This window comes from Microcystis sp. LSC13-02 (assembly GCA_002282935.1).
Taxonomy (GTDB): Bacteria; Cyanobacteriota; Cyanobacteriia; order Cyanobacteriales; family Microcystaceae; genus Microcystis.
In genome coordinates, this window is record MTBT01000248.1 from 1 (window position 1) to 6,277 (window position 6,277).

Annotated in this window: 2 protein-coding genes; both read left to right on the top strand. The window is 46.9% G+C overall.

Features of this window, described 5'->3' with window-relative positions; all coding sequences use genetic code 11:
* Positions 1-751: 751 nt before the first annotated feature.
* Positions 752-5,563, top strand: a complete 4,812-nt coding sequence (locus tag BGL89_RS15650; protein WP_286826485.1) for a DUF8508 domain-containing protein — start codon at positions 752-754, stop codon at positions 5,561-5,563.
* Between the two features lie 96 nt (positions 5,564-5,659).
* Positions 5,660-6,175, top strand: a complete 516-nt coding sequence (locus tag BGL89_RS15655; RefSeq protein ID WP_286826486.1) for a PEP-CTERM sorting domain-containing protein — start codon at positions 5,660-5,662, stop codon at positions 6,173-6,175.
* The last annotated feature ends 102 nt before the right edge of the window (positions 6,176-6,277 follow it).

Here is a 6,277-nt window from a genome sequence, read left to right on the forward strand (position 1 = left end):
AAGGTTCAGTTTTTAGCTTGGTTATCGCTTTCTCCATTGTAGCTTAAAGCCGTCCTAAAAGGACGGGGTTTTAACCCAAATTTTCGATAAGGGACTCGCACACAAATAGAATACTAGCTATACAGTCGCTTTCTTTAAGTTCTTCAAGGATTCGCCAGATGATTGGGTACATTATTAGAGCCTAAGTCCTTTACCGAAAATTTTGGTTGAATGCCCCGCAGCAATTCTCACTTTACCCATCTTCTGGTACTCTCCAAAAACCCTGACAATTTATAAATTTTGTAGCTCTTATCTAGGAGGTGATCTTGCTGCATAAATGCCCTAGCAATGCCATCTTATTTTTTGATAAAAATTTGACCAAATAATCAAAATCAAAAAATTTTCACCATCCATTTAGGGCTGATGAGTTACTCTATTCTCAATAAGCCCTGCTTGTTGCTGTGACTAATTACGATTTTTTAATCTTATCTTATCTAGATATTAAAGCAAGTCCTATAGCATTGTCTCTGGGTCTATGATTTTAAGTGCTTTTCGCACTAGAGATTTTCTCGACCCTATCACCGCAGGTTGTAGAAAAAAAGTCGGTATTCGATGAATACCACTCTACAGTCTATGGAATCAGAAATTATTCGTCTGTTTCTACCTGTGTTTTTTGACGCACCAGACTTTTGCTCGATACTCCCCATCGTCCCAGATAGACGAAATAAACGGAGCGAGTGTAATTTATCCAGATACAAAGGACAAGAAAGCGATGATTACTTTTGACGATCCAACCGCACTAGAGTTGCCTCTTCTGGGACAAGATGATATTTACAACGACCTGAACATAGCCGAGACAACCTTTTCGGAAACTCTCCCCATCCGCGACATTCAGGGAACTGGATTAGTATCGGACATGACAGGGACGCCGGTGAGGGATGTAGCTGGAATCGTTACGGCGATCACCAGTGATGGCTTTCAGCTACAAGACCCCGATCCAGACGACAATCCGCGAACCTGGGAGGACATCTTCGTCTTTACGAACAAGCGAGACCTCGGTGTAAACGGACTGAATCTCTCCGTTGGAGCGTCGGTTCAAGTCAGTGTGCGGGAAAGACAACTGGATTTTACCAACGAAGAGGGCGGTAGCGAACCCGCACCAGAGTTACTTCTTCTGGAACAAGATGATACTGAGGAATACGATGATCCTTACGATACTTACAACGACCAGAACATAGCCGAGACAACCTTTTACAACCCGGACACGGGCGAGATTTCGCCAGATCTCCGCATCCGCGACATTCAGGGATTTGGATTAGTATCGGAAAAAGAGCGGGATCTGGTGAGCGGTGTAGCCGGAATCGTCACGGGGTTCGCTACTAATGGTAATGGCTTTTACCTACAAGACCCCGATCCAGACAACGATCTGCGAACCTCGGAAGGTATCTTCGTCTTTACGGGATCGAGAGACCTCGGTGTAAACGGACTCAATATCACGGTTGGCGCATCGGTTCGAGTCAGTGGACAGGTGCAGGAAAATCGACCGAATGTTACTATAAACGGCGAACGCGTACCCGACCTTACTGTTCTCAGTACCACACAAATTGCTGCCAATAGAGAAACGAACACAATCGAAGTGGTAAGTTCGGGCAATCCCTTACCTGCCCCCATTCTCATCGGATCGGGAGGTCGCGTACCCCCCAACCAAATCATCGCGGGAACGAACTTCTCCCCTGACACCTTCGACATTTCCTTAGATTTAAATACTGGTATCGGCTTCTATGAAAGCTTGGAAGGAATGCTGGTAACGGTACAGGATACCATGGCGGTCAGTCCGACGATTATCCGACCTACTAGCTCGGATTCAATATGGACGGTGGCGAATCAAGGTGCCGACGCTACCGGCATCAACAGTCGCGGTGGTATTGGCATCGCTCCTGATGATTTCAACCCCGAACGGATTCAAATCAGCGCCACAGACCTGCCACGAGTTGATGTGGGCGATCTCTTAGGGAATCTGACGGGGGTAGTTGATTACGCCTTCGGTGACTACCGGGTCTTAGTAACCGAACCAGTTCAAGCGACTTCTGGCGGATTGCAGCGGGAAGTGACGAATCTAATAGGCACGGCAGATAAGCTAACAATCGCCAGTTATAACGTGGAAAATCTCAATCCCACGGTATCGAACCCCGGTGGACTTGAGAGATTCGGCGTACTCGCCAATCAAATCCTCAATAACCTGAGAGCTCCCGATATTATCGGACTTCAGGAAATTCAAGACAACAACGGCCCGATCGACGACGGTACGGTAGCAGCGGATTTAACCTATCAGGCTTTAATCAACGCAATCAAGGCCGCGGGCGGCCCTACCTACCAGTTCCTGAATATCAATCCCGTCAATAATCGAGATGGGGGTGCGCCTGGTACTAATATTCGAGTTGGCTATCTTTATAACCCCAGTCGCGTTAGCTTTGTAGAAGGTTCCCTCCGACGGATCACCGACCCCATCGCCACGCCCGATAATGATGGTGCTTTTACCAACAGTCGCAAGCCTCTAGTCGCCACCTTTACGTTTAACGGACAGGAAGTGACGGTAATTAACAATCACTTGACCTCCAGACGCGGTGGCAATAGTTTATTTGGCAATGTTCAACCCCCCAATATTGGAAGCGCGGAAGTACGAGCCAATCAAGCTACGGTTATCAATAGCGAAGTCAACGCGATTCTGGCGGACGATCCCAATGCTAACGTGGTGGTTTTAGGGGATCTTAACGGCTTTGATTTTGAAGAGTTCCAGCAAATTCTCAGTGGTGGGGTGCTAACCAATCTTTCTCAAACCCTGGATGTCAGAGATCGCGCCACCTTCAACTTCCAAGGTAACTCCCAAGCCTTAGACCACGTTTTGGTAACTAATAATCTTGCCGATGATGCCCAGTATGACATTGTTCATGTCAACGTGGATTTTGTTGATCAGCCCGCCGATCACGAACCCATCCTTGCAACCCTCAACTTGCCGTTTACCCTACAAATTCTGCAAACCTCCGATCAAGAAGCGGGGATTCCAGCTTTTCAAGATATTCTTGGCTTCTCGGCGGTGATGAATGCCTTGGATAACCGGTACGCCAATACGCTGAAATTAACTACGGGAGATGTTTACATTTCCAGTCCCTTCTTTAATGCCAGCCGCGATATTTACGATAACGCCACAACGGCTAATCCACAGGCGGATCAAGGGGGCATCGCCGACATCCTCATTAACAATGAATTAGGCTGGGATGTGGCCTCAGTGGGCAACCATGAATTTAGTGGCGGTGCCGGTTCTTTCCTCAACTTGGTCGCCCCGAATCCTAATTGGGTTAATGGGCAGAATGGCGGTGTCGGTATCGGTGCAGGAGGATATCCGGGAGCCGTATTCCCCTATTTAGCCAATAACCTCGATTATAGTAATGTTACCCTTCCCAACGGTTTAGCCGTGGTCGCTAACGGGGGAGCGCCTTTGCCCAATACCCTAACCGGAAGCGTGGTTAAGGACTTTAACGGCGAAAAAGTGGGAATTATCGGCATTGTTACCCCCTATCTCAAATCGATCGCCGATACGGGAGCGATCGAGGTAACGACCCGGGATAGCAACGGCAACGTGATTACCGGAACGACTTCCGTGGATGAGCAAGTGGATTCCATCATCCGCAACATCACCCCCGAAGTCGAAGCTTTAAGCAATGCGGGCATCAATAAGATTATTTTGATGACTCACCTGCAAGAATCCCGCATTGAAATCGCTTTAGCCCAGAAAATGGCGGCTTTGGGACTAGGGGTCGATCTGCTCTTGGGTGGTGGTTCTCACCAACTTATGTCCTCGGAAACTGGCATTCCTCCCTTACGGGAAGATGAAACCCAGCAAAATAACGGACAGTTACTCCAACCCTTTCCTCAAGTGTACGGCAGTGGGGATAACAAAGTCGTTTTCGTCAATTCAGCCCCGAACTACCGCTACTTGAATCAATTGGTCGTCACTTTCGATTATAAGGGCGTGGTCAGCACCATTGGAGATGATAGCGGTCCCTACGCCACTGATATTGCGGGAGTCGATCGCCTCTACGATGAGTCCATTACTACCTTTGATCAAGTTAAAGCTAAAGCCGATCAAGATATAGTTAACATTGTTGATGGGGTGCAATCTTTCGTTAACCAACAAGATGGCAATATTTTCGGTCAAACGGACGTTTTCCTCAATGGTGTTCGGGGGGATGTACGCACCCAAGAAACCAACTTGGGTAACTTAACTGCCGACGCTCAAGATTTCTACGCCGAAGCCTATTTGAATGAGCATAACCTACTATCTGGCTTTAACAAGATCGATATCTCCTTTACCAATGGAGGTTCGATTCGCGATCAGATCGGACAGTTTGCGATCGAACAAATAACGGGCGATCTGATCACCCTGCCGCCTCAAGCGAATCCCGAAGTGGGCAAAGAGGAAGGGGATGTCTCTCAACTTGATATTTCCAATTCCTTACGGTTCGATGGCGATTTAGTTGTCGGTACAGTGAACGCCACTGGATTTCTCCAACTGGCCGAACACATGATTTCTTCAGTGGAAACGGGGAACGGTCGTTTCGGTCAAATTGGTGGCTTTAACTTTAGTTATGACCCCAACGCCCCAACCACTCAACGGATTCGCAGTCTCGCCCTAGCCGATGCAACGGGCAATAGTATCCAAACCATTGTGAAAAATGGGGAATTAGTGGTTGCTTCTGACACCGTTTTTAGTGTTGTCACGCAAGGTTTCCTGGCAAATGGCGGTGATAGTTATCCCACGGTGATCCAGAATATCCAACGCTTAACCGATTTTGACGAACCCGATTCTCTGGGGAACGCCAATCTCCGACCCGGACGGATACAGGATGCCTTCGCGGAGTATCTCTCAGCTTTTTACAACAATAACAACGGACAACAGCCCTTCAACCAGGCCGATACTCCCCAATCAGGAGACACACGCATTCAAAGCCTCGGTTTCCGTCAAGATACGGTTCTCGATGGTATCACTCCTTTGCTGACAAACATTAATGGAACCACCGGTGATGATACTTTTGACGCAGCTGTGCGCGATGGCAAACAATTTATCGGCAATAACCAACTTCTCAATACGGGAAGCGGGAATGACACTGTAAACGTTCGCTTTGCCGTCGGTGGTAATAACATCCGTACCGCTTCGGGCAATGACACCGTTTACGCAGGAACCAATAACCGTATCGATACGGGTGTCGGCAATGATGAACTTTTCTTGGGGTCTGCCGGTGGTAATAATATCGTCACCGGAGGGACAGGGAAGGATAATTTCTGGATTACAGAAGATGATGCGCTCTTACCGGCAAATCCCAATATCATTGCTGATTACAGAGCAAATCAAGGGGATCTGATTGGTTTCTTCTCTACTAGCTTAAGTTTTGGTTCTCGCGGCACGAATTGGGATTATCGTCAAGCGGGTGCAAATACCATTATTGAAGCTTTTGGACAAGATGTAGCCATTCTCAATGGAATTAATGCCTCTACCTTGACTCAAGCTAATTTCATCTTTAGTTAGGCTCTCTAACTAACTGAATTGAGGGGTGCGACTCATCAAACGCGCACCTTTCAACCCTAATATTTTCAGCACATCTTATTGGATGAGGACAAAATCATGAATTCCTGGCAACGCAACGCAGTGATTACTTCTGGGGTAGTTTTAAGTCTTGCAGTTCGGCAAGTCAATCCCGCTCAAGCGGCTATCGTAAATTACAATCTAGCAGGAACAATAGAAACCGGTTTATTGACAGGAAAAACTTTTTCGGGAACTTTTAGCTATGATAATTCCCTGTTAACGGGTTCAGGCTTTGAATTTTTAGATGTATCTCAAGTCAACTTGAATTTTTTAAGCTCGACTTTTACTGCTGTTAATGCGGACTCTAATCCTACTGTGGAATTTTTAGATGGTATCCTTCTAGGGTTGAATTTTTCAACGTCTAGTTTTACTCCAGAATTCTTGCTAATGCCCGCTTTCGGTGCTATTGAGGCTACTTTTTCCTATATTGGAACTAATGATAACGGTTCAGGCCGCATTCAATATGCCCTAGTTCCTGAACCTTCAACTGTTTTAGGACTTATCGCTTTAGGTATCGGCGGTTTTTTGGTGGGTAGAAAACGGGACTATCATTAAAACTCGTGTTTTAAGCTAAACGGCTTTTACTTCGGATCACCGATATAGACTCCAAAAGGGTTATAGCTATTGGATCATGCAGGTTAAGCGCCGTTTAGCTTA

Bases quoted from the DNA above. Each gene is read 5' to 3' on its own strand.
- BGL89_RS15650 (WP_286826485.1), top strand. From the start codon at position 752: ATGATTACTTTTGACGATCCAACCGCACTAGAGTTGCCTCTTCTGGGA.
- BGL89_RS15655 (WP_286826486.1), top strand. From the start codon at position 5,660: ATGAATTCCTGGCAACGCAACGCAGTGATTACTTCTGGGGTAGTTTTA.